The sequence below is a fragment of the Gramella sp. KN1008 genome (assembly GCF_004332155.1).
Lineage (GTDB): Bacteria > Bacteroidota > Bacteroidia > Flavobacteriales > Flavobacteriaceae > Christiangramia.
Genome location: NZ_SJDV01000006.1, coordinates 17,420 through 44,013, shown reverse-complemented (window position 1 = coordinate 44,013; position 26,594 = coordinate 17,420). Strand labels below are relative to the sequence as shown.

At 40.6% G+C, this 26,594-nt stretch carries 24 protein-coding genes; 21 read left to right on the top strand and 3 right to left on the bottom strand.

Annotated elements, in window-relative coordinates:
- Nucleotides 1–5: 5 nt before the first annotated feature.
- Nucleotides 6–1,052 carry a 4-hydroxythreonine-4-phosphate dehydrogenase PdxA gene (gene pdxA, locus EZJ28_RS11815; protein WP_131398095.1) on the bottom strand — a complete coding sequence of 349 codons (1,047 nt, stop codon included), beginning with the start codon at nt 1,050–1,052 and terminating at the stop codon, nt 6–8.
- Nucleotides 1,053–1,114: 62 nt separating this feature from the next.
- Here pdxA and EZJ28_RS11810 point away from each other — a divergent pair, with 62 nt between their 5' ends.
- Entirely contained in the window at nt 1,115–1,702 is a 588-nt protein-coding gene (locus tag EZJ28_RS11810) for a riboflavin synthase (RefSeq protein ID WP_131398092.1), read from the top strand.
- Here the strand turns inward: EZJ28_RS11810 and EZJ28_RS11805 are convergent.
- A complete protein-coding gene (locus EZJ28_RS11805) occupies nt 1,699–1,962 on the bottom strand; it encodes a hypothetical protein (protein WP_131398090.1) in 264 nt (87 codons plus the stop codon). The two genes, EZJ28_RS11810 and EZJ28_RS11805, sit on opposite strands and share 4 nt — an antisense overlap.
- 480 nt (nt 1,963–2,442) lie before the next feature.
- Here EZJ28_RS11805 and EZJ28_RS11800 point away from each other — a divergent pair, with 480 nt between their 5' ends.
- The 6 genes from EZJ28_RS11800 to EZJ28_RS11775 all read left to right on the top strand — a co-directional run bounded on the left by EZJ28_RS11800 (nt 2,443) and on the right by EZJ28_RS11775 (nt 8,748).
- Complete coding sequence (locus EZJ28_RS11800) at nt 2,443–3,018, top strand: Crp/Fnr family transcriptional regulator (RefSeq protein ID WP_131398088.1); 576 nt, start codon at nt 2,443–2,445, stop codon at nt 3,016–3,018.
- A 77-nt stretch (nt 3,019–3,095) separates the two neighbouring features.
- The gene (locus tag EZJ28_RS11795; RefSeq protein WP_131398087.1) at nt 3,096–4,466 is read left to right on the top strand and encodes a TolC family protein; all 1,371 of its coding nucleotides are present in this window, start codon (nt 3,096–3,098) and stop codon (nt 4,464–4,466) included.
- Between the two features lie 13 nt (nt 4,467–4,479).
- Nucleotides 4,480–5,442, top strand: a complete 963-nt coding sequence (locus tag EZJ28_RS11790; RefSeq protein WP_131398085.1) for an HlyD family secretion protein — start codon at nt 4,480–4,482, stop codon at nt 5,440–5,442.
- Between the two features lie 4 nt (nt 5,443–5,446).
- Complete coding sequence (locus tag EZJ28_RS11785) at nt 5,447–6,610, top strand: ABC transporter permease (protein WP_131398084.1); 1,164 nt, start codon at nt 5,447–5,449, stop codon at nt 6,608–6,610.
- A gap of 368 nt (nt 6,611–6,978) precedes the next feature.
- Nucleotides 6,979–8,271, top strand: a complete 1,293-nt coding sequence (locus EZJ28_RS11780; RefSeq protein ID WP_131398082.1) for a site-specific integrase — start codon at nt 6,979–6,981, stop codon at nt 8,269–8,271.
- Between the two features lie 51 nt (nt 8,272–8,322).
- On the top strand, nt 8,323–8,748 hold the full coding sequence (locus EZJ28_RS11775; protein WP_131398080.1) for a hypothetical protein: 426 nt from the start codon (nt 8,323–8,325) through the stop codon (nt 8,746–8,748).
- Between the two features lie 135 nt (nt 8,749–8,883).
- Here EZJ28_RS11775 and EZJ28_RS11770 read toward each other — a convergent pair whose 3' ends face one another.
- The gene (locus tag EZJ28_RS11770; RefSeq protein WP_131398078.1) at nt 8,884–9,186 is read right to left on the bottom strand and encodes a helix-turn-helix domain-containing protein; all 303 of its coding nucleotides are present in this window, start codon (nt 9,184–9,186) and stop codon (nt 8,884–8,886) included.
- An 85-nt stretch (nt 9,187–9,271) separates the two neighbouring features.
- Here EZJ28_RS11770 and EZJ28_RS11765 point away from each other — a divergent pair, with 85 nt between their 5' ends.
- The 14 genes from EZJ28_RS11765 to EZJ28_RS11700 all read left to right on the top strand — a co-directional run bounded on the left by EZJ28_RS11765 (nt 9,272) and on the right by EZJ28_RS11700 (nt 26,591).
- A complete protein-coding gene (locus EZJ28_RS11765; protein WP_131398076.1) occupies nt 9,272–12,538 on the top strand; it encodes a type ISP restriction/modification enzyme in 3,267 nt (1,088 codons plus the stop codon).
- 167 nt (nt 12,539–12,705) lie between these two features.
- Nucleotides 12,706–13,074: a metalloregulator ArsR/SmtB family transcription factor gene (locus tag EZJ28_RS11760; RefSeq protein ID WP_131398075.1), complete on the top strand. Its 369-nt coding sequence runs from the start codon at nt 12,706–12,708 to the stop codon at nt 13,072–13,074.
- The gene (gene merTP, locus EZJ28_RS11755) at nt 13,071–13,664 is read left to right on the top strand and encodes a mercuric transport protein MerTP (protein ID WP_131398073.1); all 594 of its coding nucleotides are present in this window, start codon (nt 13,071–13,073) and stop codon (nt 13,662–13,664) included. The genes EZJ28_RS11760 and merTP overlap by 4 nt, the downstream gene beginning before the upstream one ends.
- Nucleotides 13,664–15,010, top strand: a complete 1,347-nt coding sequence (locus EZJ28_RS11750; protein WP_131398468.1) for an NAD(P)/FAD-dependent oxidoreductase — start codon at nt 13,664–13,666, stop codon at nt 15,008–15,010. Before merTP ends, EZJ28_RS11750 begins: the two co-directional genes overlap by 1 nt.
- 10 nt (nt 15,011–15,020) lie before the next feature.
- Nucleotides 15,021–15,233: a GDCCVxC domain-containing (seleno)protein gene (locus EZJ28_RS16160; RefSeq protein ID WP_131398071.1), complete on the top strand. Its 213-nt coding sequence runs from the start codon at nt 15,021–15,023 to the stop codon at nt 15,231–15,233.
- Between the two features lie 63 nt (nt 15,234–15,296).
- Nucleotides 15,297–15,617, top strand: coding sequence for a DUF6660 family protein (locus EZJ28_RS11740; RefSeq protein WP_093111998.1), 321 nt, complete (start codon nt 15,297–15,299; stop codon nt 15,615–15,617).
- 81 nt (nt 15,618–15,698) lie between these two features.
- Nucleotides 15,699–20,045, top strand: a complete 4,347-nt coding sequence (locus tag EZJ28_RS11735) for a CusA/CzcA family heavy metal efflux RND transporter (RefSeq protein ID WP_131398069.1) — start codon at nt 15,699–15,701, stop codon at nt 20,043–20,045.
- Nucleotides 20,046–20,048: 3 nt separating this feature from the next.
- Nucleotides 20,049–21,224 (top strand): efflux RND transporter periplasmic adaptor subunit, encoded by a 1,176-nt coding sequence (locus tag EZJ28_RS11730; RefSeq protein WP_131398068.1) that lies wholly within the window; start codon nt 20,049–20,051, stop codon nt 21,222–21,224.
- A gap of 29 nt (nt 21,225–21,253) precedes the next feature.
- Nucleotides 21,254–22,141, top strand: coding sequence for a cation diffusion facilitator family transporter (locus EZJ28_RS11725; RefSeq protein WP_131398066.1), 888 nt, complete (start codon nt 21,254–21,256; stop codon nt 22,139–22,141).
- A 28-nt stretch (nt 22,142–22,169) separates the two neighbouring features.
- Complete coding sequence (locus EZJ28_RS11720; protein ID WP_131398064.1) at nt 22,170–22,961, top strand: cation transporter; 792 nt, start codon at nt 22,170–22,172, stop codon at nt 22,959–22,961.
- 106 nt (nt 22,962–23,067) lie between these two features.
- Nucleotides 23,068–23,805, top strand: coding sequence for a ZIP family metal transporter (locus EZJ28_RS11715; protein ID WP_131398062.1), 738 nt, complete (start codon nt 23,068–23,070; stop codon nt 23,803–23,805).
- Nucleotides 23,806–23,818: 13 nt separating this feature from the next.
- A complete protein-coding gene (locus EZJ28_RS11710) occupies nt 23,819–24,835 on the top strand; it encodes a sodium:calcium antiporter (protein ID WP_131398061.1) in 1,017 nt (338 codons plus the stop codon).
- 699 nt (nt 24,836–25,534) lie between these two features.
- Nucleotides 25,535–26,212 carry a hypothetical protein gene (locus EZJ28_RS11705; RefSeq protein ID WP_131398059.1) on the top strand — a complete coding sequence of 226 codons (678 nt, stop codon included), beginning with the start codon at nt 25,535–25,537 and terminating at the stop codon, nt 26,210–26,212.
- 97 nt (nt 26,213–26,309) lie between these two features.
- A complete protein-coding gene (locus tag EZJ28_RS11700) occupies nt 26,310–26,591 on the top strand; it encodes a helix-turn-helix domain-containing protein (RefSeq protein ID WP_131398057.1) in 282 nt (93 codons plus the stop codon).
- Nucleotides 26,592–26,594: the final 3 nt, after the last annotated feature.

Below are 26,594 nucleotides of genomic sequence, written 5' to 3'. Positions count from 1 at the left end.
TTTGTTTATATCTTCCTGCCTTGTTTCTTCAATGGATTTTCGGTCAGTTCCTTATATTCCTCCCTGGCTTTAAAGATCTCAATCGCTTTGAAAACCGCTTCCTTGAAGGAATTAATATTGGCTTCATTCTTTCCGGCAATTTCGAAAGCCGTACCATGATCTGGTGAGGTGCGTACCTTGCTGAGACCTGCAGTAAAATTAACCCCTCTCCCAAAGGAAAGAGTCTTAAAGGGAATGAGACCCTGATCATGATAGGAAGCCACAACAGCATCAAAATTCTGATAATTCTTGGAGCCAAAAAAACTATCAGCCGAATACGGACCAAAAACAAGTTCACCCCTATCCCTTATCTTCTGAATAGCCGGCTTCAGAATTTCTTCATCCTCCTTACCAATAACCCCATTATCCCCACTATGAGGATTAATGCCAAGTACAGCGATCTTGGGTTTTTCCACCCTGAAATCCTGTTTAAGGGTTTGCTGTATGATTCCGATCTTTTTTTCAATAAGTTCAGGAGTGATCACAGAAGCTATATCCTTCAGTGCAACATGGTCTGTAAGCAAGCCTATCTTCAGATTATCAGTGATCATAAACATCAGGCTATCGCCTCCCAATTCCTTTGCCAGGTAATCGGTATGGCCGGGAAAATTGAATTTATCTGACTGGATCGTGTGTTTATTAATAGGGGCGGTCACCAGCACATCAATATCATCGTTCTTCAAAGCCTGTGTAGCTGCTTCAAGAGATTTGAAAGCATATTCACCAACCACAGTATCTTCTTCTCCAAAATTGATCTTTACATTCTCCTTCCAAACGTTCATTACATTTATCTTTCCGTCTATAGCCTTGGAAGGATCGTCTATACCCTGAAAATGCAGGGAAAGCTTATAATGTTTCTTTAAGAAGTTGACGATTTTTGAAGAAGCAAAGATAATCGGGGTACAAAAGTCGAGCATTCTGGCATCATCAAAGGTCCTGAGCACAATCTCACTTCCGATCCCGTTCAGATCTCCAATGCTAATCCCCAATTTGATCATTTCAGCATGTTTCATAAAGTTTCCCGATATATTATTTTTAATTTTACCTACAAATGTAACCATTATTATAGAAAAGAATGTTCACAGGAATAGTCGAAGAAACAGGAAAAATCACAAAACTGGAAAAAGCAGGAAGTAATCTGAATATATATGTAAAAGCAGATATGACTCCCGAACTTAAAATAGATCAGAGTGTAGCCCATAATGGTGTGTGTCTCACCGTGGTGGCTATAGATGGCGAGGAATATACTGTGACCGCTGTTAAGGAAACGCTGGAAAAAACAAATCTTGGTAAACTTAAAACCGGAGACCGGATTAACCTGGAAAGAGGGATGAAGCTAGGCGACCGACTGGACGGACATATTGTACAGGGACATGTTGATCAGACCGCTACCTGTACTTATAAAAAAGAAGCTGACGGAAGTTGGGCCTATTCTTTTGAATATGATCCTGAAATAGGAAACATTACAATTGAAAAAGGCTCCATAACTATTAACGGGGTGAGCCTTACAGTAGTGAATTCACAGAAGAATAAATTCAGCGTGGCTATTATCCCCTATACGTATGAACATACCACCTTTAAAGATCTAAAGGTTGGAGATACCGTGAACCTGGAGTTCGATGTGATTGGGAAATATGTGAAACGCCTTACTGACTTGTCCTAATCAAGTTCAAACTTTCTAAGTTTATAACAGCCATACATTACCCCTACCATCATTAAAACGTAAACATAGTCATCTATAGGAAGACACAGTCCTACCGGAGGAGGGACGCCGGGACGGTTTGGATTCCCGCTTTGATCACCGGGATCACAGGGAGGACCGCTAATATGTCTTTTATCCTGGGGAGGGGGTGGCTCCTTCTGAGCAAAGGAAGACATGGAAATACCCAGACTAAGTATTATAACAAGAAATATGCTTCTCATCTGCCCCATGTGGTGTACGGTTAATATTTTCGGCGAAAACCTTTAAATATAGGTCATTTTTTGAAATTCCACTGTCAAAGGTAAGAATTTTCCAACTTTTACCCCTGCTTCTATTTTAATTCAAGGTAGAGAACATACATAAAATCTCAGAAATTCAATTCTAAATTCAACTATCAAAGAAGTCAGGGCTAATTAAAATGAAGTTCCTTTTTCAAAAACACCTCAACACCTCATACCTTGTTAATAATCAGTCAGTTTAGATATTTCAAATTTATATAATAACTGATTCCCTTTCAACAAATAAAGAATAATTTTTAACAATCTTTTCCTTAAATCGCTCATTCCCGAAAGAATTAACAATCGTTTAATCACAGAACATGCACTTCCGCATCAACCTTCCATAAATTATCCGGCAGCAAATATAGCTTTCTCTGCATTCCCTTACCTTTGCAAAACTCTAAAATTAGCATTTTATAAACCATGATTCTATCAGATTTCTTAAAGACCATTGTCCCATTTCCCCAGGAGGAAATAACAGGTATAGTCTCACATTTTAAAAAGGAAACTATAAAAAAGAATCAAAACCTTGTGAAAGAAGGCCAAATTTGTAATAAGCTATATTTCGTTGAAAAAGGAATCGGAAGGAGTTTCTATCTCAAAGAAGATGGGAAAGAAGTTACACAGTGGTTTTTTATAGAATCTAAAATGATGTCAAGCGTAGAAAGTTTCTTTCAGCAGGTTCCGAGCCTATATTACCTTCAAATGTTGGAAGACTCCGTGGTTCACAGTATTAAAAGAGATGATATTGATTTCCTGTTTGCCAAATATCATAACATGGAAAAGTTTGGCAGACTGCTATCTACCGAAATGCTCACTCGAGTGGTAAACAAGCTAAATGCGCTACAATTTCAAACGGCAAGAGAACGCTATGATTATATGCTAACTGAATTTCCGGATCTATCAACCAGGGTGCCGTTGGGCTATATAGCCTCCTATCTGGGCATGTCCCAGGAAACTTTGAGCCGAATTCGCCGCTATGATACCAATAAGCAATGATTTTTTAGTTTTTGACATAGATCAAAAGAAATAGCGGAGGAAGTAGGGAAATTTGCACTGTTTTAAAAACAGTTGCAATGAAAAAAACTCCATTAAGCACGGGCATTTTGTGCTTATTATTCATCTTTATTATCAATCCTTCTGCAGCCCAGCAGTTAGACCCGGTTCTGAAAGATCTTATTAAGAAGGGACTGGGAAAAAGTCACAAAGTAAATGTTTATGACCTTGAGGCAGAGAAAGCCAAAATAGATCAAAAACTGGCAAAATCCGTATTTATTCCCAAACTAAGTCTTAATGGTAGTTACACCCGCCTGAATGATGATATCACGTTTGATGAGGATACCCAGAATTTGTTAATGGCCACCCAGAAATTACTCATTAAAGAGGCGGCAGGACTTCCATTTAATGCTCCTTTTCCTGAAAATATTCCTCTACAACAAGCCAGCAATCTGCAGGACAGGAATATTCTAAAGTCTTCTGTAGATATAGACTGGGTGCTCTTCAGCGGATTTGAAGCGACCAATGCTCTTAAAGCGGCTAAACACAAGGAAGCTTCTGTTACCTACGCCGGCCTGGCCGAAGAAGATCGAATCGCCCTTAAGATAATAGAAACCTATGATCAGTTAGCTTTAATAAATGCTTCGGAAAAAGTTCTTTCGATATCGGAAGATTACCTGCAGGAACAGGAAGATTTTGTAACAAGTGCCATTAAAAATGGTCTGGCCACCCCTATTAGCCGTAAGAAGATAGAACTGGCAAGGCAACAGCTGAAAGCAAAAGAGCTTGAATTCAATCATAAAAAGACGATGCTCATAGAAGTTCTTCAACAGTTAACCGGTGTAAACAGAGACGAATTAGAACTTTTACAGCCCCAATTAGCCACGATAATGATGAATTCCACACAGGATTCAGAGAAGCGTAATGAGATAATGGCCCTGGAAGAAGCTGAAAAAGCCACAGAATATAAAGCAAAAATGGCGCGAAGTAAATTCATTCCAAAAATAGCTCTAAAAGGACATTACGAATTTCTGGAAGATGACCTTTCCCTTTTTGATCCTCAATGGTACGTGGGTGCAGGTGTCCAGTGGAACATTTTTGATGGTAATGAGTCCCGATTAAAAAGCCAACAATCCAAACTGGAAAGTAAAAAGTACAGAGAAAAAATTGAGGAGGGTGAAGAAATGATTGCACTTAGCCAGATGAAGGCTCAACTTTCATACGAAGCTGCTGTGCAGAATGCGGAAATAGCCAAAAAAGAGATCGAGCTCGCAGAAGCCACTTACGAAATGCTTGATAAGAAATACCATAATGACCTCGCTTCCATCAATGAAGTGCTGGATGCCTTAAAAGACGTGGAAAAAGCAAAATTTCAGTTACAGCAGTCTTACTTCGATCAGAGGAGAGCTACAACTGCCCTTCTACATGCTAAAGGATTACTGAATTATTAAAAAAATTTAAAAAATGATAAAACTAAGAAATACAGGATTTGGAGTTTTTATACTACTGGTATTGAGTTCATGTACCAACGAGCAAGAAATAACACCTTTTAGAGGAAAAGTAAAATTTGAGACCATTGCGGTGAGCAGTAAGGTAACCGGCCGGATAGAAAAAATGTATGTAGAAGAAGGGGAGCAGGTAAAAAAAGGGGATACACTCGCTTTTCTTGATATTCCTGAAATCGATGCAAAAATGATGCAGGCAGAAGGTGCGATAAAAGCTGCGCAGGGACAGTTGAATATGGCGTATAACGGTGCTACCACCGAGCAACTCATACAGTTGGATGGAAAAATTGAAGCAGCCAGGGCACAACTTGAATTCGCAGAAGAATCTTTTCACCGTTTAAATAACATGTATAAAGATTCACTTGTGACACGCCAGCAGCTCGATGAAGTAAAGATGAAGCTGAATATGGCAAAAGCACAGGTTTCGGCTCTGGAAGCAAAACGCCATGAAGCCATAAAAGGAGCAAGAACAGAACAGATTGACCAGGCGATAGGCCAGTTAGATCGCGCCAGGGGTGCAAAAGAAGAGGTACTGGCGGCTTCAAGCGAGATCTACCTCCTCGCACCGGCAGATATGTCTATAGAAACCGTTAGTCTCGAAGAGGGAGAGTTACTCACCCCAGGTTATACACTTTTTACAGGCTACAAGAAAAGCAGTGTTCACTTCAGATTCACTGTTAACGAGTCAAATATTTATGATTTTAAAGAAGGTGATGAACTGGTAATGGTGAACCCCTATACCAAGGAAGAGATCAACGGGAAAATAAGAGCGATCAAACAGCTTGCTCATTATGCTGATATTACCACTACAGCCCCCCTTTATGAACTTTCGGAATCTGTTTACGAATTAAAAATAGTTCCTACCTCAGATATATCTGATAAAAAGTTCTATATCAATGCCACTATACTTCTGAAAGATTAAGATAATGAAAGAATTTTTTCAATTGCTTAAAACAGAATTCAGGCGTATTCTTTCTAATAATGTGCTCTGTGCGATTTTTTTTGGAGCACCTATCCTGTATGGTATCTTATTCGGTTATGTATATCAGCAGGCAAAAGTGATAGACCTCCCTATAGTGATTGTTGATCAGGACATAAGTCCATTGACAGATAAGATCGTGGATGCCTTTGATGATAACGAAGCCTTGCTCCTTAAAGATGTTCGATATACTTCCGGATCCCTTACCAAGGAGATGCCTGTAGAACAATATTCGGCTGTTATTACACTACCCTCAGGATTTGAAGCCGATGTACTCCAGAGAAGACATCCCGAAATAAGGGTAGACCTTAACATGGCCAATATCCTTAATGCAAATATCGCCAGTAAGAATATTCAGCAGGTTTTAATGACCCTGAATGCGGGAATAGAAATCGAAGGCTTAAGGAAACAGGGGATGCACCCTTCTCAGGCTAAGGAATCCTTCGAAAGCTTTAAGATAAACTTCAACAAACTCTACAATTCCACTGGTAATTATCTGAGCTTTATGCTTCCTGGACTACTGGGAGCAATCATGCAGCAGGTGATATTTCTTGCGATGGCACTTGTTTTTGCACGCGACTTTGAAGACGGATATTTTAAGGAACTTGTAAAGGTTAAAAAATATTCTGTGTCTCACATCGGCCTAAAAGCCACCCCCTTCCTAATATTATTGCCGCTGATGTGGTTCATTGTAAGCCAGTTCTTCATCTTTTTCAATATTGATGCGGATATTTTCAATATTCCGATGTTATTATTAACGAGTCTTTTGACGCTCGCTTCAATGGGTATAGGGATGTTATTTTCACTCCTTATCCCCAACCAGCTGAAAGCTACCGAGCTTCTTATGGTGATCTCCACTCCCGCTTTTGTATTAAGCGGATTTACCTGGCCTAGTCTGGCTATACCAGATGGTATAAATGCCATGGCACAATCCATTCCCGTGACCCACTATTTGAGTGGGTTTAGAAAGGTAGCTTATTACGGCGGTGAAATTTCCGATATCATGCCGGAACTACAAATGCTAATTCTGATTACAGCGGTCACCCTTACCAGCATGGTGATGGTACTACAGCTAAAAATTAATCGTACCAGGAAAAAGCTGGAAGAATAAACTAATCAGGAATATCCTCTAATAGAAAAATCTATATTGCTTAATTAGTTAGTAAGCAGAAAAGATGATGTCTAAAAGCCCGGAATTTTATTTCGGGTTTTGTTTTCTATTAAGTGTACCAAAAAGAAATAAAAAATCCCCGCCATTAGCGGGGATTTATTTTGTGGTCCCACCTGAACCACACGACAACAAAAATGAAAATCTAAAAAAATCCATAAACGCGGCTACAACATCAGTAATTATGCTGCATACCAGAAATTTTACTCAATTCTATTTTCGGTTTAGATTGAGGCCGTTTGCATTTATTTGCGCTTAACCGTACAACTACCGTACAAATTATTTACATTTGACTGTACAAAATATCCGACATGGCCAGCGTAAATTTCCTCTACCGTTCTACTAAACCTAAAGCCTTTCTAAACCTGAGATTGCTCTTCAGAATTACTGATGAAAAATTTCCGAAGGGTTATGAAGATTTTTCACTTGGAGGAAAAACAAAGCTGGAGGTATCCAAACAATATTGGGAAAAAGAACATCTGCAAATACGATTCAAAAGAACTAATGATATTGATGAACTAAACAGGATCCAGGAGCTAAAGGAAAAGCAGAACAGTATTAACCTGGAACTGAATAAAATTGAAGCTCATATTTTGCAATCCTTTAATTCTACAGATCCTGAAAAGATCTCTAAAGAATGGCTTCAGAAAATCATTAATGATTACTATAATCCTAAAAAAGTAAAGGAGAAGCCAGAAGACCTTATCTCTTACGTAGAAGTCTATATTGAGGAAAGAAAAGAGCATGTTAGTCCGGCTACTGTAAAAAAATCAAATGTAATTAAGAACATGCTGGTGAAATTCCAGGACAGCTTAAATCATACTGTTTTACTGAAGGATATCAATCTGGATTTTAAAAGAGATTTTGAAAATTTTATGGTGGAAAAAGGCTATGCTTATAATACCATTGCAAGAGCTATTAAATTTACTAAAACAGTAGCCAGACACGCCTATAGCCAAGGGTTAGAAACCAGTCGGCAATTAGACAGAATCAAAACAAAAACTAAGGAATCAGAAAAAATATATCTCACTTTTGAGGAGTTGGAAAAAATCAAGAAAAAGAGCTTTACGAAAGAGCACCTGGAGACTGCCAGGGACTGGTTAATAATTTCATGCTTTACCGGGCAGAGAATTTCCGATTTTATGCGATTTACTAAAGATATGATTAGGAAGAAAGATGATAAGTTTTTGCTCGAATTCACTCAGAAGAAAACGGGTAAAATTATGACCATCCCTTTGCTCAAACAGGTCCGGGAGATCCTCGATAAAAGGAATGGCGAGTTCCCCAGACCTTTACCTGATCCAAAGTACAACGAGTACATTAAAGACGTGTGTAAAAAAGCTGGTTTAAAAGAAGAAGTTTGGGGCAGCAAAAAAGTAGAAGTTGCAGAAAAGCAATTCAGAAAAAAAACTGACTATTACGAAAAATGGAAGCTGGTTTCAAGTCATATTGGTAGAAGGAGCTTTGCAACTAACTATTATGGAGAAGTTCCTCTTTCTCACCTAAAAACTATTACGGGTCACCATACAGAGCGTAATTTTATGGCCTATTTAGGAAAAGGTGATGAAGAAAAAGCCATTGATGCATTGAAATATTTTGATTAAGGGTATTTTTGGAAACTCAAATTTCCAATTCCAACTTTCATAAAAATTAAAATGACATTATTTGTAGATAAAATTATAGAAAACGATCTTGGAGGTTATACAACGGATCTCAAAAAAGCTGAATATATTTTAGCTGTACACAGATTAACCTTCGAAAAAATTTTAAGCCAAACTTCAAAGACCACTAAAATACCATCCGGAGGGTTTATAAGCGGCAAGTATGTGGTGATGTTTAATCTCTCCTGGGATTTGAAACATGTGAATTTTGGGTTTATTAACTATCAAATAGATTTAGATAAGCATTTTGATGTTTTTGCCGACTGTATGTCTCCTAAATCTGTGGCGGGATTCCATCAGTTCAGAGAAAGAATTAAACAAAAAGACCAGTCTGAATTGAATAGTACCCAATTGTCGGATAGTGATTCAGATTTTGTATTAGCTTACGGAGAGTATATCGAGAACCGGAATAACGGATAACCAAAACATCATATTCACCTGCGATTTTACTTAAAAAACTCTTCTTCGCAGTCTTTCCAGGATAATTTTCTAAAATTTTAAAGATTTTTGTAAGCCTGCATTTCCTGCATTTCTTGCATTCGGAATCTTAAAAATCTATCTCCTATCCCGGGCAGATCTATTTGAGTTCAATAAGGTTTCTTCAATATCCGATTGCCTGTGCCGCACCCTGGTTCCTATCTTATAGGGTTTCAGAATGCCTAATTTTCCCCATTCATGGCACGTTGGCAAGGAAATCCCCAACAGATCTGATACATCTTTTCGGCTCAACCATACTTCAGGTTCTTTAGGAGTGAACTGTTTAGAAAATTCTGCAAGGAGCTTTTCCACCCCTTCAAGAATTTCTTTTTTAAATTCCTCCGGGTCTACTTCGTAAAATTGAATGGCTTGTTTTTTCATTTTTTAGCATCCAATTTACGGTTTCCCCTCCTTTCCTTTAACAGAATATTAATAGATTTACAGTTAGGACCAAACCAACCTCAGAATGACCATAGCCGAATACCTCTCTCACCTCAATAGACTTTATCTTACCGGCCACGCAAGAGAACACTCCTACCGGGGAGATCTTCAAACCTTGTTATCAACTCTTTTACCAGATATCCTGGTGACCAATGAACCGGCCCGGGTAAGTTGTGGCGCTCCAGATTATATGCTCTCAAGGAAGGGCGTGCCTGTAGGTTACGTTGAGGCAAAGGATATAGGTGTGGACTTAGATTCTAAAGGTCTAAAGGAACAATTTGAAAGGTATAAATCGGGGCTAACCAATCTTATAATTACCGACTATCTCAATTTCAGGTTTTACAGGGAAGGAGAATTTATAACTGAAATTTCAATTGGTAGTGTGGAGGATGGTGAAATCAAACCTTTACCAGGCAATTTCGAACATTTTACGCACCTCATTTCTGATTTTGCTTTAGTTGTCACTCAAAGCATTAAGTCCCCTACTCGACTGGCAAAAATGATGGCGGGGAAAGCAAGATTGATGGCCGATGTCATTGAAAAGTCTCTGAATAGTGATGATGAACAGGAAAAAAGATCGAATCTGAAGTCGCAGATGATTTCTTTCCAGCAGATGCTGATACATGATATTACGAACAGGTCCTTTGCCGATATTTATTCGCAGACAATTGCATACGGAATGTTTGCAGCGCGTTATCATGATCCGACGCTACCAACTTTTTCCCGAATGGAAGCAGCACAACTTATCCCAAAGAGCAACCCTTTTCTAAGGAAACTTTTTCAGGATATAGCCGGTTTTGACCTGGATGATAGACTTGTTTGGATCGTGGAGGAACTGGTAAGCATTTTTCTTGCTTCAGATGTTTCGAAGATCATGAAAAACTTCGGAAAAAGTACAAAACAAGACGATCCTGTAGTTCACTTTTATGAAACCTTTTTAGGAGAATATAATCCTGCGCTAAGAAAAGCGCGGGGAGTATGGTACACGCCGCAACCGGTGGTAAATTTCATAGTTCGTGCGGTAGATGATATCCTGAAAGATGAATTCAATCTTCCTCAAGGTTTGGCAGATACCAGCAAAACAAAGATTACGGTAAAAGTTCCCACCCATGATAAACGTTACGCCGGTGGAATGCGGGATTATGAGCAGGAAGTGCATAAAGTGCAGATTTTGGATCCTGCAACCGGAACAGGAACTTTCCTGGCTGAAGTTGTTCGGCAGATACACAAGAAATTTGAAGGCCAACAGGGAATTTGGACACGTTATGCCACCGAACATTTGATTCCTCGTTTAAACGGCTTTGAGTTGCTGATGGCGAGTTACGCTATGGCCCACCTTAAAATGGATATGCTGCTGACTGAAACCGGCTACAAACCCGCCGATGATCAGCGTTTCCGGATCTTTTTGACCAATTCCCTTGAAGAAGCCCATCCTGACACCGGAACGCTGTTTAGCTCCTGGCTTTCAGATGAAGCTGACCAGGCTAATGCCATAAAGCGGGACACACCAGTGATGTGCGTGATTGGGAATCCACCTTATAGCGGTGAAAGTGCCAATAAAGGCAAATGGATCATGGATCTGATGGAGGATTATAAAAAAGAACCCGGAGGCAGGGAAAAACTGAAAGAGCGAAATCCGAAATGGATCAATGACGATTACGTGAAATTTATGCGTTTCGGGCAGTATTTCATAGAGCGTAACGGCGAAGGAATTCTGGCTTTTATTAATCCACACGGATATTTGGATAATCCCACCTTCCGCGGAATGCGATGGAATTTGCTGAAAACCTACGACAAACTTTACACAATAGATTTACACGGAAATTCAACCAAGAAAGAAACTGCGCCTGATGGTTCTGTGGACCAGAATGTATTCGATATTATGCAAGGAGTTTCAATTAATATTTTTTTAAAAACTGGAGTAAAAGAAAACGACGAGTTAGGCCAAATATATCATTATGATCTTTATGGCAGAAGAGATAATAAGTATAATTTTCTTCTCAAAAATTCATTACAGAGCATCAATTTTAAGGCATTACCGAATATTTCACCCAACTTCTTTTTTGTAAAAAAGGACTTTAACGAAAGAAAGATTTATAAATCAGGTTTTGCACTAAAGGATTTATTCCCGGTTAATGGCATGGGTATCACGACTGCACATGACGAGTTTGTTATTAGAGAAAACAAGACTGAATTAATCAATTTTTTCAAAGACTTTAAAGATTCGGTTCGTAATGCTTCAGTATTACACCAAGCCTTTAAGGTACGAACAAAAAAAGGCTGGGATATACTAAAGGGCTTTGATGAACTACAAAAAAGCAAAGACATTTCCGAATTTGTCGAACCTATCTCATATCGACCTTTTGATAACAGATTCATTTTTTATGAAGACAACCTTGTATGGAGAACTGTTCGAGCTATTTTTCAACATATGCTACAACCAAACTGTGCAATTTCCTTGATAAGAAGATCCAGAAGTAACAATTTTATAACTCCAATTGTAATAGATAAAATAGCAGATAAAAGCGTTTCGTCGACTTTAGATAATTCAGCAGTTTTCCCTCTCTACCTTTACCCCGAAACTTCCGACCAACAAACCACAGGCCACGAACAGCAAATCCGCACGCCAAACCTGGATCCGGCTATCCTCTCTAAAATAGCAAAAAACCTGGGGCTTTCTTTCGTTTCCGAAAAGGAGACTGGCAGCAATCTTTGTATGGCAAATTCAGAGGAAGTCCGCGATGATTTTAAAACCACTTTCGCGCCAATAGACCTTCTGGATTATATTTATGCCGTTTTACATTCGCCAGAGTACCGGGAGAAATACAAGGAGTTCCTAAAAATAGATTTTCCGAGGGTGCCTTATCCGGAGGATTCAGCAAAATTCTGGAAACTTGTGGACCTGGGCGGGCAGATACGAAAACTGCATTTATTGGAAAGTCCGCTTTTGGAGAAGCGAATCACCGGCTATCCCGAAGATGGTGACAACATCATCACTCGTAAAATAACTAAAACCAGCCCCGGCTACGAACCAGATTCAGAAACTCATGGCAAAGTCTGGATCAACGAGCAGCAATATTTCGACAACGTTCCCCTGGTTGCCTGGGAATTCTACATCGGCGGCTATCAACCTGCACAGAAGTGGTTAAAGGATCGCAAAGGTCGGGAACTAAGTTTTGAGGACATCCTACACTACCAGAAGATGATCGTGGCGCTAACAGAGACCCATAGGCTAATGAAGGAGATTGATAAGGTGGGGATATTGAAAGAAGAAATAACTGTTGAGCAGTAGGTAATATTCGTAAATAAGAGAAATAGTTTTAAGAGAAATTCTGCCACGGATTCTCATGGCTCTGATGGGATCACTTTTTCCACCTGAGCTAATTCCCGACTAATTTAAGATTTTCTATTCAGAAGCTTATTTAAGCAATTGCTTAAATAATTTATTACTTTTGTCGAATGAAGGATATGAACTGCATACGTAAAGAAGCCGATTTAGAGCAAATTAAACGATGTCAAGAGCAAATTTCCGAAGCTGAAGAGTTAGTAGATGCTTTAACCGATAAGCTCTCCCTGGTTAGTAACAGCGTAAGACTAAAGATTCTTTACGTCCTGGAGACCGAAGAAAGATTATGCGTGTGTGATCTAAGTGACATCCTGAACATGACCATTCCGGCAGTTTCGCAACACTTGCGAAAATTGAAGGATAGAGATTTTGTGAAAGCGGAAAAAGAAGGTCAGACCATATTTTATTCTCTTCGGAATGACCATCGGGACCTCCTTGCTCCCTTTTTCAATTTAATTAATCATCAACCTGAAGCTATATGAAGACAAAAAACAGCTTTCTTGGAGTAGGTATCCTAACTGGTATTGCCAGTTCCCTTTGTTGTATTGCTCCCATACTTGCTATAGCAGCAGGAACAGGAAGCATGGCAGGTGCTTTTGCATGGCTGGAGCCTTTTAGGTGGCCACTTGTAGCAGTTTCTATAGTTGCTTTAGGATTCGCCTGGTATTTGAACCTGAAGTCTACAGATGATGACTGCGGCTGTGAGAGTAATTTTCGATTTTCTTTTTTCCAGTCCCGTAAATTCTTGAGTGGTGTGACTGTTTTTGTTATTCTGAGCCTGGCCTTTCCTTATTATGCGCAAGCTTTTTATCCTTCTGATGAAAAAGAAGTGGTTTTTGTTCAGGAAAAAAATATTCAAATGGTAGAATTCTCTGTGAGTGGTATGACCTGCACAGGCTGTGAGGGTCATGTAAAATCTGAAGTTAACAAGCTAAACGGGATTGTCACCTGCAAAGTTTCTTACGAAGAAGGTAATACGGTTGTTGAATTCGATAGTACACGCACAAACGTTGAAGAGGTAAAAACGGCTATTGAACGAACAGGATATAAAGTCACAAAAATAGAAAGATGATGAAGCAATATGATGTGATAGTAATAGGTTCGGGCATGTCTGGTATGACAGTTGCCAATAAATGTGCATCCAAAGGTTTAAAAGTCGCTGTAACTGATGAACTACCCTATGGAGGAACTTGTGCGCTTCGAGGATGTGACCCAAAAAAAATAATCATTGGTGCTACCGAAGTGAGAGACTTCGCTCAACGATTGGCGGGAAAAGGTATTGATACTGTTCCTGAAGTTAACTGGAAAGATGTCATGGCTTTTAAGCAGGAATTCGTAAATGCCATGCCCGGGAAAATCGAAAAAGGATACAAACACAATGATATAGACACCTATCACGGTGCTGCTCGCTTTATAAGCAATGATTCAGTTGAAATTGAATCGCAAGTTTTAAAAGGAGATAAAATTGTTATTGCCACAGGAGCCAGATCACGTACACTAACTTTTGAAGGCGGTAACTACGCTTTGACGAGTACAGATTTTCTCAACCTGAAGGAGCTGCCAAAGTCCATGATCTTTATAGGCGGCGGTTATATTGCCTTTGAATTTGCACATATCGCCAGGCAATGTGGGGCCGAAGTTACCATAGTACACCGGGGACCACGACCTCTGGAAAATTTTGATAAGGATATAGTTCAGCATTTGTCTGAAGCAACACAGAAGATGGGCATAAAATTAGTGCTTCAAACCAACGTTACCGGAATCAAAAAAGAAACAAAAGGTTTTACTGTTGTTGGTGAAAAAAATGGTTCTGAAGTAGAATTTATGGCTGAAGCAGTTTTTAACAGTTCAGGAAGAGTGCCTCATATCAATGATCTGGATCTTAAGGCTGGATCTGTTGCTTCAAACGAAAGGGGTATTGAGGTCAATGAGTTTTTGCAGAGCACTGCAAATCCCAACGTGTATGCTGCCGGAGACGCTGCAGACAGCAATGGACTTCCGTTAACACCAGTAGCCGTTTATGAAGGTCATATTATTGCTTCCAATATTATAAAAGGAAATAGCAGAAAGGCAGAGTACCCACCTATGCCCTCAGTGGTCTTCACCTTACCGCCTATGGCTTCAGTAGGATTAACAGAAGAGGACGCCAAAAAGACCGGAATGAATGTAAAAGTAAATAGCAAAGCGGTCCCGGAATGGTTTAATGCGAAGCGACTAAACACCGAAGAATATGCATTCAAGACCATCATAGACACCGAGAGTGGAACTTTAGTAGGTGCACATTTAATTGGTCCGGGAGTTGAGGAAACAATTAATTTTTTCTCTCTTGCTATTTACAAATCGATACCAGTACAAGATTTAAAGAAAATGATTTATGCGTACCCCACAATGGGTTCGGATATCACATCAATGTTATAAAAAATCCGATATGGAGACAATTTTAAAGTCTATTCTCACTTGCCCGAACTGCAATGTATCCAAGGAAGAAACCATGCCTACAAATGCATGCCAATTCTTTCACGAATGCGCCAGCTGTGGAACCGTAGTAAAGCCATTGGAAGGTGATTGCTGTGTTTTTTGCAGTTACGGCTCTGTACCGTGTCCACCAATTCAACAGGCGCAGTCATGTTGTGGCAAATGAAAATTATAACCAATTAGAAATTCTATAAGCTTTCCTTCTAAGTTCTTTTTTTACCTTTGCAAAGTGAAATTCATCGCAGTCATACTATCTATCTATTTCCTGGGGTTAAACTTTATTCCCTGTGATGACACAGCTGTGTCCGAAAATCAGGATACTATCTCTGTGAGTTTGGAAGTAGATCAGGATCAGCAAGGGGACCAGAATGGAACTTCAGATGACTGTCCTCCTTTTTGTCAGTGTCACTGCTGCCATGTGCATGTGGTGAGATTTGAAACAAGTAGCTTCGAAGCATTTGAGCCAAAAATGCCTTTTTTGACACCTTTATTTGGCGAGAGCCCGGGCAAAGAAATTGCCTTTTCTCACTTCCAGCCTCCCCGTGTTTAATTCAGTTTTAGGATAGCTATATCCTGTTGTCAATGGCTTCGGCCAGAGAATTTTATCACAAACTGAATTAAATTATCATGTATGATTAATAAGATCATTGATTTTTCGATCAATAATAAATTTATTATTGGTCTACTCACAGTGGTGTTAATTGGAGCAGGGATCTGGAGCGTTTTTCAGGTTCCCGTAGATGCCCAACCAGACATCACGAATAATCAGGTGCAGGTGATTACCCAGGCACCAAATTTAGGAACTGAAGACATTGAGCAGTTCGTCACCTACCCCGTGGAAATTGCCATGAGTAATTTGCCGGGCGTAACGGAGATTCGCTCGGTTTCCAGGTTCGGTCTTTCTGTAGTAACTATTGTCTTTGAAGACGACATGGGTACTTACCTCCCCAGGCAGTTGGTAGGTGAAAAACTGAATGCCGTAAAAGATGAAATTCCCGAAGGTTTTGGACAACCTTCTATGGGACCTATTTCTACCGGTCTCGGGGAAATTTATCAATACACCCTCGAAGTAGAAGAGGAATTCAAGGATGACTACTCCCCTACTGAGCTGAGAACAATTCAGGATTGGATTGTTCGCCGACAAATGGCAATGGTACCGGGAGTTGTAGAAGTGAACGGTGTTGGCGGAATGATCAAGCAATATGAAGTTGCTGTAGATCCGGATGAACTAAAAGCCATTGGACTTTCCATTTCTGATGTTTTTACCGCCCTTGAAAACAACAATCAGAATACTGGTGGGGCTTATATTGAAAAGAACCATCAGGCAAACTTCATCCGTGGTGAGGGACTTGCACGAAGTGTAGAGGATTTGGAAAAGATCGTCGTTACCACTTCCGGAGGAGTACCTATAACAATTTCAGATGTTGCTGATGTTCGAATAGGAAGTGCAGTACGTTATGGAGCACTAACAAAAAATGGACAGGGAGAAGCCGTTGGCGGAATGGTCATGATGCTGAAAGGAGCCAATTCCAATGAGGTAATTGACAATGTAAAAGATAGGATCGAGCAAATTCAGAAATCCCTTCCTGAAGGTGTTTCCATAAAGCCATTTTTGGATAGAAGCGAACTTATTAGTGACACTACTTCTACAGTTACAAAAAACCTGCTTGAAGGAGGTCTGATCGTGATCTTTGTTCTGGTGCTGCTCTTGGGGAACTGGCGGGGAGGATTAATAGTGGCTTCAACAATTCCACTCTCCCTCCTGTTTGCTTTCATTCTGATGAACCTTTTTGACGTCTGGGCAAACCTCATGAGCCTCGGGGCAATAGACTTCGGAATTATAGTAGACGGAGCCGTGATCATTGTGGAAAGTACCGTTTTTACCATCCATCAGCGCATGAAGAAAAGAGGCGAATTAAATAAATCTGAAAGAAATTCGATCGCCTCCTCTTCTGCAAAAAAGATGATGAATTCTGCCTTTTTTGGGCAGCTTATAATCCTTATCGTATTTCTGCCAATCCTAGCCCTGGAAGGGGTTGAAGGAAAGATGTTCAAACCAATGGCACTTACCTTCATCTTCGCCATGCTGGGTGCAATGATCTTGTGTTTGACATACGTCCCAATGATCTCTGCTCTCTTTCTGAAGGAAAGTAAAAAGCGAAAGAAATCCTATGGTGACAAATTTGTTGGTTGGGTTCAGGACAAATATGAGCCTCTGTTAGACAGATCCCTAAAAAGAGGAAAAATTGTGCTGGGCACCGCTATAGCATTATTTGCTTTAGCTGCCTTCATGTTCACCAAAATGGGAGGGGAATTTATTCCGCAGCTCGACGAAGGGGACATAGCTTTTCATATTATCCTGAAACCGGGAAGTTCGCTTGACGAGGGAATTGCAACCTCCACAAGAATAGAACAGCTTCTTCTGGACGAGTATCCGGAAATAGAACAGATCGTCACTCGTTTTGGAGTTTCTGATGTCCCAACAGATCCTATGCCTATGGACATTGGAGACAGCTTTATTATTTTAAAGGATAAAGATGAATGGACTTCTGCCGATTCTAAGGATGAGCTTATTGCGAAGATCAAAGAAACCATCGGTATTATTCCCGGCGTTAGCTATGAATTTACCCAGCCAGTAGAAATGCGGTTCAACGAACTTCTTACAGGTGTTCGAGAAGATGTTGCAGTCAAACTTTATGGTGAAGATCTGGAGGTTCTGGCAAGTAAGGCGCAGGAGATGGGCAACATTATTTCTACTGTAGAAGGGGTTGCCGATATGAAAGTAGAGGCCACAGCCGGATTACCACAAATCACAGTCAACTACAACAGGAATAAGACCGCCCAATACGGTTTACAGATCAAGGAACTGAATTCCCTAATCCAGTCGGCTTTTGCAGGCGGAGATGCGGGAGTTATTTTTGAAGGAGAAAGGCGTTTTGACCTGGTAGTGCGATTACAGGAAGAGGAAAGAACGAGTATTGAAAATATCAGAAATCTCTATGTCACCCTGCCTTCAGGTAGCCAGATACCGCTGAAAGAAGTGGCTGAAATAAGTTATCAGCCCGGTCCTATGCAGATCAGTAGAGATAACACCAACCGCCGAACCTATGTGGGAGTAAACATCAGGAATCGTGACGTAAAATCTGTGGTGGAAGATATTCAGACCAAACTGGATGCTGAGTTTGAACTACCACCCGGCTATTACATTCGCTACGGTGGAGCCTTTGAGAACTTCGAAAGAGCAAGTAAGAGACTGCAAATTGTAGTTCCTATTGCCCTGCTCCTCATATTCATTCTGATCTACTTTGCTCTCAAGTCGTTTAAACAAACCACCATGATCTACATAGCTATTCCACTTGCAGCTATTGGAGGAATATTTTCTTTATGGCTGCGGGATATGCCCTTTAGCATTTCTGCCGGCGTAGGCTTTATAGTTTTATTTGGAGTGGCAGTCTTAAATGGGCTTGTACTCATAAGCAGTTTCAATGAACTAAAAGAAGAAGGTGTGAAAAATTTAAATGAAAGGATCAGCCTTGGGACAAGAAGCAGAATCCGTCCTATTTTGTTGACAGCTCTTACCGATGTGCTTGGGTTCCTGCCTATGGCTATTTCCAGCTCGGCAGGAGCAGAAGTGCAAAGACCTCTGGCAACTGTAGTTATAGGAGGCTTGATCACTTCTACATTACTCACGTTATTCATTCTGCCTATTCTTTATAAATGGGTCGAATCAAGGTCGGGAAGAATGAAAATTAAACCTGCAACAGGTGGATCTTTTGCGGTGATTCTTGTCGTATTCCTTTTACCTGCCGGTTTAAATGCTCAGACAACTCAATTGTCTCCGCAGGTAAGTCAGGAGGAAGCCGTTGCCCTGGCTCTTCAGAATTACCCACTTCTGAAAAATGAAAAGTTGAGAATTGACCAGGAGCAGGCAATGAAAAGATCTGCATGGGATCTCGGAGAAACCGAAGTATTTACGGGTGGAGAAGAGCTTGGAGAAGCAGGTGGAATATACACGACTATTGGAGTTCAACAGAAAGGGATCGATTTACTTGGAATACCTTCTAAAAATAAGCTTTACAATAAAAAGATCGGGCTTGCAGAAGAAGCATATGAGCTATCTCAACTTCAGGTGGCACAGGAGGTGAAAATCGCATGGAGTCGTGCCTTTTCAGCAAAACAACAGTATCTGTTATTTCAGGAAGTGGATTCATTGTACCAAAAATTAGAGCAGGCAGTTAGTCTACGGTACGATGTAGAGGCCATTTCCAGATTAGAAATGTTGACAGCCAAAAATAAGGTCAGCCAGATTACGATTGATTTGCAACAGGCCGAGATGGACTACCTAACAGCCCTGCAAAAGCTGAATCTGTGGCTGGGAGATGAGGAAGTCTATGATGTCCCGGATGATTTTCAAGGTATTCAGGAGGATGAAATTTTCCTTGCCGGAGAATTACCTAAGGATCACCCTCTTTTAGAAGTTTCTGAAAAGAAGGTTGCGGTGGCAGAAGCTGCTTATGCTGCAGAAAAGGCTAATTTTCTTCCTGACTTCAGTGTTCAGTACGGACTTCAAAAAGTGAATGGAGCAACCGGTTTCTATAATTATCAGGCCGGAATATCTATTCCAATTCTTTCCGGAGCTGCCCACGGTGAAGCTAAAGCGGCAAAAATAGAAAAGGAAATTGCACAAAGAGCTGCCGACTTTCAGAAAGACCAGGTAAGAACAGATTTTGAAATTGCCTTGAGCAACTATAAACGATGGAAATCTTCCTGGCTTTTTTACAAGGATGAAGTTTTGCCGTTATTGGAAGAACAACGGGAGGGATCATTACTCGCCTTTAACGAAGGTGCCATTGAATATGTGGTCTTTATCCAAAATTTAGACAATGCAATGGAGTCAGAAATCAAAGCGCTCGAGGCTTTTGAAAATTACCAGATAGCCCTTGCAGAATTACAATTTTACCTAACTGGAAAAAACTAAAAAATGAAATTTCAAACAATTTATATACTCCCGTTTCTCCTCCTATTGTCTTGCGGGGAAAATGCTGAAAAAGAGGAGAATCAGAAAGAAGCAGCCGGTGAACCTGCTAAAACAGAAGCCGTCAAGGAAGCTATGCTTTCACAGCAGCAGTTCGATGTACTTGACATGAAAATTGACAGCCTTACAACAAGGTTAATGAGCGGCTATGTACAGGCAAATGGAGAGCTGGAAGTCCCGCCTCAAAGTGAAGCCACAGTTACTCCTGTGATTGGAGGCAATGTATCGTCAATAACAGTGATTGAAGGAGATGAAGTTAAGCGTGGAGATGTTTTGGCATATATCGAACACCCGGAGATCATCGAAGTACAAACGCAATATATGAATGCCCTCAATAGCCTGAATTATCAGGAAAAAGAATTCCAAAGACAAAAGAAATTGTACGAAGCTGGAGTCGGTTCAGGGCAAATTTTTCAGCGTGCAGAGGCAGAACTGCAAAGCCTGGAAGGACAGGTTGCAGGACTTAAAGCTCAACTGCAACAACTAAATATTAATCCTGAAACTATTCAAAATGGCAATATCCAACAGAGGATTCCGGTTAGGAGCCCTATAGATGGAGCTGTCCAATCGGTCAACATCAAAACAGGCCAATTTGTACAGGCGCAGTCTGAAATGTTTCATATCATCAATACGAAAGATGTGCATGTAGACCTCATGGTCTTTGAAAAAGATGTTGCCAAAGTAGAGAAAGGACAGAAAGTATATTTCACGATCGAATCATTACCCGGAACTGAATTGACTGCGGAAATAATTTCTGTAAGCAAGAACTTTGAACAGGATCCCAAAGCAGTTCATGTTCATGCGGAAATCATCGACAGGCCGGAAAACCTGGTACCGGGAATGTACGTGAGAGGGCGAATTGCGGTTGATAATCAACGAACAACAGCACTACCCGAATCTGCCATAGTTAGAGATGGGGGTAAATTTTATGCTTTTACGGCAGAAGAGGAAGGAGATGCATGGAGCTTTAGACCTGTAGAGGTGATTACCGGTACCAATGGAGGTGAATGGGTTGAAGTAAAGCTATTAAAAGACCTGCCGGAAGAGACAAGATTTGCCTATAATAATGCCTACTATCTAATGGCGGAGATGCAGAAGGGCGAAGGCGGACACAGCCATTAATTATAAGTAACTTGGAATAAACAATAGACATGGGTCACGATCATTCTCACGGAAACTCTGAAAAGAATCTTAAGCTGGCATTTTTCATCAATTTCGGCTTTACCATTATCGAGATCATTGGAGGATTTCTTACCAATAGCGTCGCGATCATTTCTGATGCCTTGCATGACCTGGGCGATAGTTTGTCCCTCGGGCTTGCGTGGTATATAGAAGGTAAGGCTAATAAAAAGGGGGCTACAAACGAATTTAGCTTCGGGTATGCCCGCTTCAGACTTTTGGGTGCTTTAATTAATTCTGTAGTTCTTGTAGCAGGTTCTGTTTATATTATTTACGAAGCAATCTCCCGACTCCAGAATCCGGAGTCTGTTGATTCAAAGTACATGATCGGTTTCGCAATTCTTGGAGTTTTGGCAAATGGTTATGCCGCCTGGCGCGTAAGTGGAGGAAAATCTTTAAATGATAAGGTTGTGAGCTGGCATCTTCTGGAAGATGTATTGGGATGGGTCGCTGTTCTTATTGTGGCGATCATTCTGCAGTTTAAAGACTGGTACATTCTGGACCCAATCCTTTCTCTGGGCATTACGCTTTACATCCTATGGGGAGTCGGCGGAAGACTCAAAGACACTCTTCATTTGCTCCTCCAGGGAGTTCCGGCAGGATTAGATATGCAGGAAGTTAAACGGCAGCTACAGCAGGTTAATCACGTTAGTTCTATTCATCATATGCACGTCTGGTCCCTGGACGGGGAACACCATGTGCTAACGGCTCACCTGGTCCTGGAAAAGATCAGCCACTTCGATCAAATAGATGACGTGCGGCAGAGGGCTATAGAATCTGTGGAAGAGTGGGATTTCAGCCATCATACGTTTCAGTTAGAACTCGATAAGGAAAAATGCCCGCTGCTGAAGAGTCACTAAAATTAATTTACTAAAGCTTGACGTAAGTATGTACAAAAGTATTTTCACTATCCAGAAGATGGACTGTCCTTCCGAGGAACAGATGATAAGAATGAAACTTGACCCGGTTGATCAGGTAAAGCATCTGGAATTCGATATTAATCGGAGAAAACTCGAAGTATATCATACAGGGAATGGGGATGAAATCCACCGCGCCATTAGCCAATTGGGTTTAAATGACAGACTTGAGGAAACAACTGAAGCTGTCTTGCCTTTGCCCTCAGATGATTCGCATCAAAAGAAAATTTTGTGGTGGGTACTCGGAATCAACTTCGGGTTCTTTCTTCTGGAAATGACCACCGGATTAATTTCAAACTCGATGGGTCTTATTGCCGATTCTCTGGACATGCTTGCAGACGCCTTTGTTTATGCGCTAAGTTTGTTCGCTGTGGGAACATCTATAGTAAGAAAAAAGAGAATAGCAGGAATAAGTGGTTATCTACAAATGGGACTGGCTTTGGTGGGATTTGCAGAGGTATTGAGAAGATTTTTTTCAAGTACCGATATGCCTCTGTTCGAGTGGATGATATTTGTTTCCATTTTTGCCCTCGCCGGAAATCTGATCTCCCTTTGGCTCATTAACAAAGCCAAAAGCGATGAAGCTCACATGCAAGCCAGTGCCATTTTCACTTCCAATGACATCATTGTTAACGGCGGAGTAATACTGGCCGGAGTTCTTGTATATTTCCTCGACAGCAAATGGCCCGACCTGATTATTGGAGGTATTGTTTTTTCGTTTGTAATGCGAGGCGCTCTTAGGATTTTGAACCTGTCAAAGTAGAGTGATTTGGTTCAGGAATCAGAGGAGCATTATAACAGAAGTTTAAGAGGGAGCAGGATGTAAATGATTAATTTAGAGAGTACGAAACCCTCTTTTTGTACTGAAAATGAGCGAATTCTTAATGGTTTTATTACTTGCTGCTATGCCTGCTTTGGGGAACTTTTCAGGCGGTTTGTTGGCAGAGTGGATCAATGTTTCCGATAAAACCTTGAATTTGGCGCTTCACTTCGCTGCAGGTATAATACTCGCTGTTGTAGGTTTGGAATTAATGCCTACTGCTCTTGAAGTAGAGCAACCTTGGATCCCCATTGCAGCTTTTATGGGAGGAGGCTTCACTTTTCTTCTTTTGGAAAAAGCGGTTCATTTCATTAAAGATCGGTTCGGAGGTGAAGGCAAGGCAACGGGATCTGCCTGGGGAATTTATTTGGGAGTCGCCATTGATCTTTTTAGCGATGGCATTATGATAGGCACAGGCTCTACTGTATCAGTGTCTTTAGGGCTCCTTCTCGCCCTGGGACAAGTTCCTGCAGATATCCCGGAAGGTTTTGCCACAATTGCCACCTTCAAGAGCAAGGGAGTGCCTGAAAAAATGCGCTACTTACTTGCAGCCGGTTTTACAATTCCTATTCTCCTCGGCGCTACAATTGGTTTTTGGACAATGCGCAACAGTGGTGATTTGATCAAATTCAGTCTGCTGGCATTTACCGCCGGTATCCTGCTCAGCGTCGCCATCGAAGAAATTTTAACAGAAGCTCATGGCAAACCCGATCCTGCCTATGCTTCCGTTCTTTTAACCGCCGGTTTTTCCCTGTTCGCATTGCTAACCGTTTATTTAGAAGGCTAAAAAAGAATAAATTATGAATACCTGGTTATGGGCTTTGGTTCTGATTGCAGCTGTCTGGGCAGCTCACTGGGGTGCGGAGCACTTGTCAAAACCTTTGAAAAAGTTAAGAAAACAATGGGGTTTTTCGGTAGCTGCCGGTGGTGCCTTAATTGGTTTGGCAGCAGCGAGTCCTGAAATAGGAATTAATATCACCAGTGCAGTAACCGGCGTGGGAGATATTGGTCTGGGGACCATGTTTGGATCTAATGTTATTGCTATTCCTTTAATGGTCATAACAGCTTACATTGCGACCAGGCATCTAAAAAATAAGAACAAAGATGAAGGACACCAGGAGCACAAGAAGGAGCACCTGCTAAAAGTAGATCCCACGGCCGTAACGGTCCAGGCTTTACCGTACTTGGTAATTGTAGCAGTAGTAGCTATACTAACTGTTCCTTCTGCCTGGAGAGGGTTACAGCCCGTGGATGGCTGGATAATGTTGGGAATGTATATCGCTTTTCTTGCTCAGGCCCTCCTTAGAGGAAAAAAAGAAAGCGAAAAAGTGGAATGGAAGAAAAAGGAGATCTGGTTGGCGGTAGCAGGTCTGGTTGCTTTAGGTTTAGGCGCCTTTTTCACAGTTCGTGCTACAGAAAACCTGGTTTCCTCCTTTGGATTATCACAAATAGTGGGTGGTTTATTTATTACAGCTCCAATGGCTGCATTGCCCGAAGTTTTTGCTACCTGGAGTGTAGCTAAAAGTGGTCAGATAACTTCCGGTGTCACCAGCGTCATAGGAGATCATGCCGTTACACTTACAGTAGCATTTTTCCCTCTTGCTTTAGTTGGCCTGCCGGTAAGTAACTTTCCTTTATTTGTGACAGTTTTGAGCTTTGTAGGCCTGGTGGGTATTCTTTATGCTGCTTTCATTCTTATGGGCAGCAAGAAAAGTGGACATGGTTTTAAACTGTGGCAGGTGGTTACCCTGGGAGGTGTGTTGCTCGTTTATATAGCAGTTGTTCTTTTTGGGGTACTGAATATAATGAATAGTTGATCATGTATGCATCTTTCATGAATCGTAGACTTTAACCCTTGATCCTGAATTCGAGTTCCAGCAGTATTTGGGCACTTGAACATGGTTCTGTTCCTGGCATCCTATAGTTGTTTATCTCCTAATTAGGATCCAATATGAACTTACCCTAAAGAAGCGTTTTCGCGATCTATGTATTTATTTCACTTCCTTTTTCCCTCCTGTTTAAAAAAGACCTTCGATTTTAAGGAAAAAAGCAGTTTCAATCAAACAACGCTTGCAACGGTAATGAAAAAAGATACAACTGTTGATTTTCAGTACTTTATAAAAACATAGCTCCGCCGAATCACCCGTAGCAACCGTAAATTCAACCGTGACATTGGTAGCGGTTGCAACCGTGAGTCAACCGCACCGGTTGCAGCGGTTGCAACGGCAGGTATTTATCTGAAAATTCAGAAACTGAATGAGGAAAAGCAATTATGTGAAAGGCTTTTTGAATATAATCTTACCAGGCTGCTTTTTTCCGCAGAATATCTATTTTTGCCAAAGAGTAGCAACTGTTATAGCAACGGCCTAACCATCACTAATCTTGCTAATAATGAACTGTTTCGTTTGCTAATTACTTCAGGATAATTTTTTTTGCAACGGCGAAGCAACTGCAGTAGCATCTGCGAGTATATCAAAAAGGACCATACATCCGCAACAGTAAATAAAACCACTACTATGAGTTTAAAACTTAATATCCCAAATGGTATAATTTTTCACTCCTATTTTTTATTCTGGAAAGATATCAATCACGTAGAGGAATTTTTTACTCAAAGATTTGAGAATTACCTTTACAATTATAGTCATGAGCGAAGCAAAATAGAGGATTCTTCAGGGAGCAGTAAATTATATTATTCGGGAGTGACCAAAGACGGAATAGAAATCACAGAAATTGATTTTATTAACCAGGAAATTTATAAGTTAAATAGAATTCCTTTAGAAACTGTAGATTTTGACGGAAGGAAGAGAGTGGAATTCTACCGGCAGTACCTTCAAAAAAGATTAATGTACATCTTAATGGGAGAAACAAAGCCTTTGCCAAAACCAGAGATCGATTTAGATGAAAAAATTACCCGTACCACCTGGTTTAAAATAGGGATAACTTTTGCCACTGGTCAAGCTCAGGAACTTTATGAAAAATACAAGCAGGAGAAAGGTCACTTCACGAAAATGGCTATAAAATTAGGTTTTAAGGAAACTGATCGTCCTTATTTTTCCGAGACCATCAATAACAGTACTATTGGTAATAAGAACCTCTACTCCAGCCCGGATAAGCTTAAAACCATATACGCCTATTGTCAGGTAAAGAATATTGAAGTATGTCATGATTTTATAGCTCAAATCGAATCCATTTAAATCCCTTCCAATAAACCGTACTGAAACCGTACTGGTACGGCAATGAGTACCAAACTTACTGCAGCACATTTGGCTTATCAATTAAATCAAAAGTCAAATGGAAAACATTTTTTTACAGGGCACCACTACAGATAAGTTGGTGGACCTTATTTCTCAAGATGTAAAGCGCCAACTTGAAGCGTTTAAAAAGGAATTAACTAACGAGCAGGCAAATGATGAGCTTCTTACCCGGGAGGAAGCATGTCAATTCCTAAAAATCAACTCTTCGACGCTGTGGGCGTGGACCAACAAAGGCAAAGTAAAAGCCTATGGCATTGCTAACCGCCGGTACTACAAAAGGAGTGAATTGATTGAATGTTTAACCGTACTTAAAAAGTAAGGC

What these genes read in the sequence shown, in the direction of transcription:
- pdxA (WP_131398095.1), bottom strand. Translation starts at nt 1,052, where the DNA reads ATGAAACATGCTGAAATGATCAAATTGGGGATTAGCATTGGAGATCTG.
- EZJ28_RS11810 (WP_131398092.1), top strand. Translation starts at nt 1,115, where the DNA reads ATGTTCACAGGAATAGTCGAAGAAACAGGAAAAATCACAAAACTGGAA.
- EZJ28_RS11805 (WP_131398090.1), bottom strand. Translation starts at nt 1,962, where the DNA reads ATGAGAAGCATATTTCTTGTTATAATACTTAGTCTGGGTATTTCCATG.
- EZJ28_RS11800 (WP_131398088.1), top strand. Translation starts at nt 2,443, where the DNA reads ATGATTCTATCAGATTTCTTAAAGACCATTGTCCCATTTCCCCAGGAG.
- EZJ28_RS11795 (WP_131398087.1), top strand. Translation starts at nt 3,096, where the DNA reads ATGAAAAAAACTCCATTAAGCACGGGCATTTTGTGCTTATTATTCATC.
- EZJ28_RS11790 (WP_131398085.1), top strand. Translation starts at nt 4,480, where the DNA reads ATGATAAAACTAAGAAATACAGGATTTGGAGTTTTTATACTACTGGTA.
- EZJ28_RS11785 (WP_131398084.1), top strand. Translation starts at nt 5,447, where the DNA reads ATGAAAGAATTTTTTCAATTGCTTAAAACAGAATTCAGGCGTATTCTT.
- EZJ28_RS11780 (WP_131398082.1), top strand. Translation starts at nt 6,979, where the DNA reads ATGGCCAGCGTAAATTTCCTCTACCGTTCTACTAAACCTAAAGCCTTT.
- EZJ28_RS11775 (WP_131398080.1), top strand. Translation starts at nt 8,323, where the DNA reads ATGACATTATTTGTAGATAAAATTATAGAAAACGATCTTGGAGGTTAT.
- EZJ28_RS11770 (WP_131398078.1), bottom strand. Translation starts at nt 9,186, where the DNA reads ATGAAAAAACAAGCCATTCAATTTTACGAAGTAGACCCGGAGGAATTT.
- EZJ28_RS11765 (WP_131398076.1), top strand. Translation starts at nt 9,272, where the DNA reads ATGACCATAGCCGAATACCTCTCTCACCTCAATAGACTTTATCTTACC.
- EZJ28_RS11760 (WP_131398075.1), top strand. Translation starts at nt 12,706, where the DNA reads ATGAAGGATATGAACTGCATACGTAAAGAAGCCGATTTAGAGCAAATT.
- merTP (WP_131398073.1), top strand. Translation starts at nt 13,071, where the DNA reads ATGAAGACAAAAAACAGCTTTCTTGGAGTAGGTATCCTAACTGGTATT.
- EZJ28_RS11750 (WP_131398468.1), top strand. Translation starts at nt 13,664, where the DNA reads ATGAAGCAATATGATGTGATAGTAATAGGTTCGGGCATGTCTGGTATG.
- EZJ28_RS16160 (WP_131398071.1), top strand. Translation starts at nt 15,021, where the DNA reads ATGGAGACAATTTTAAAGTCTATTCTCACTTGCCCGAACTGCAATGTA.
- EZJ28_RS11735 (WP_131398069.1), top strand. Translation starts at nt 15,699, where the DNA reads ATGATTAATAAGATCATTGATTTTTCGATCAATAATAAATTTATTATT.
- EZJ28_RS11730 (WP_131398068.1), top strand. Translation starts at nt 20,049, where the DNA reads ATGAAATTTCAAACAATTTATATACTCCCGTTTCTCCTCCTATTGTCT.
- EZJ28_RS11725 (WP_131398066.1), top strand. Translation starts at nt 21,254, where the DNA reads ATGGGTCACGATCATTCTCACGGAAACTCTGAAAAGAATCTTAAGCTG.
- EZJ28_RS11720 (WP_131398064.1), top strand. Translation starts at nt 22,170, where the DNA reads ATGTACAAAAGTATTTTCACTATCCAGAAGATGGACTGTCCTTCCGAG.
- EZJ28_RS11715 (WP_131398062.1), top strand. Translation starts at nt 23,068, where the DNA reads ATGAGCGAATTCTTAATGGTTTTATTACTTGCTGCTATGCCTGCTTTG.
- EZJ28_RS11710 (WP_131398061.1), top strand. Translation starts at nt 23,819, where the DNA reads ATGAATACCTGGTTATGGGCTTTGGTTCTGATTGCAGCTGTCTGGGCA.
- EZJ28_RS11705 (WP_131398059.1), top strand. Translation starts at nt 25,535, where the DNA reads ATGAGTTTAAAACTTAATATCCCAAATGGTATAATTTTTCACTCCTAT.
- EZJ28_RS11700 (WP_131398057.1), top strand. Translation starts at nt 26,310, where the DNA reads ATGGAAAACATTTTTTTACAGGGCACCACTACAGATAAGTTGGTGGAC.